The sequence below is a fragment of the Leisingera sp. F5 genome (assembly GCF_001593695.1).
Genome location: NZ_LUKH01001099.1, coordinates 1 through 1,280 on the forward strand (window position 1 = coordinate 1; position 1,280 = coordinate 1,280).

Below are 1,280 nucleotides of genomic sequence, written 5' to 3' on the forward strand. Positions count from 1 at the left end.
ACGTTGGCCATCACCATCTGGCCGCCTTGGCCATCGGGATAGAACTGGTCGTCCCAGGTGGAATAGAGCGAGTTGGTCCAATAGACCCGCTTGCCGTCGCGGCTGATCTCGACCATCTGCGGGCCATAGGCAAAATCCTTGCCGTTCGGGTGCTTGGCGCCGCGGGCAATACCGCCCAGTTCAACCTTGCCAGTCAGCTTCGGATTCATCGGGTCAGAGACATCATACTGATGCATCTCGCCCTGGCCCCAGCAGGCCACATACAGGTATTTGTCGTCCAGGCTCAGATCGATATCGGTGACCAGCGGCGGCACCGCTGCGAACCCCTGCAGCAGCGGCGGCAGGTTTTCAGCCTTTTCGGGGCGCGGGTCGATGGTGATGGTCTTCTTGGCCTCAAACGTGCCGTCATCCTTTTGCCACCAGGTGAAAATCGCGCCCTGCAGGTTGGTGGTATCCACCACCACACCGCAGAATCCGTAGTCTTTGGAGGGATCATGCGCGGGCCGGATTTCCAGCGCCATCTGGTGGTTTTCGCCCAGGTCGATGGTCTGCACGTTCTTACGCTCGCGCAGGTTCCAGAAATGGATCGAATGGCCGTATTTGTTGCTCAGCAGATCCTCCGCCACGATGCCGTTTTCAAACTGCGGCGGCAGGCCCCATTCCGAACTCACCATGTAGTCGCGCGGCAGGTTCCACCAGAAATCATAATGCTTGTCCTGCGCGCCCCGGTCCATTTCATAGCGGCCCAGAATGTCGAAGGTCTCGCAATCCATGATGAAGATACCCGGCGGCCCGTCGGTGCCATCCTTGCCGCCGCCGCCCAGGGTCGAGACATAGATGCCTTCAGGCCCGCAATGGATGGTGTGGGGGCGGGAATAGCCGGTCTTTTCGAACACTTCCTCGGGTTCGATGATCTTGTGGATCTTCGCCTTCCGCGGCTCCTTCACGTCGATCACGTAAATGCGGCTGGAGCGGATGCCGGGAATGATCAGATAGCGCCGTTCCAGAAATGCATGGCCGGTCAGCGGCGACAGCGCTGAGGAACAGGCGTTCCAGCCGAAATGATGAAATTCGTCGCCCTTGTTGGGCATGATCAGCTGATGCACGATGTCGCCGTAGCTGTCAGATTTGGGGTCAACATCTACAACCGCCAGCCCATCAGGCTGCGAACCGTCAGGGCTGAGCATCAGGGTAAACGCCAGCGTCTCGGCCGGGGCTTCCATGGCAAGCCTGGGGGTGGCATGAAATGTGGGGTCGGGCCGCAAGTTCATCGTTAAATC

General features: G+C 59.3%; 1 protein-coding gene. It reads right to left on the reverse strand.

Features of this window, described 5'->3' with window-relative positions; all coding sequences use genetic code 11:
* Window positions 1-1,271: selenium-binding protein SBP56-related protein (locus A2I95_RS39225; RefSeq protein ID WP_367153215.1), on the reverse strand; the 1,271-nt coding region annotated here is incomplete at its 3' end.
* Between the last annotated feature and the right edge of the window lie 9 nt (window positions 1,272-1,280).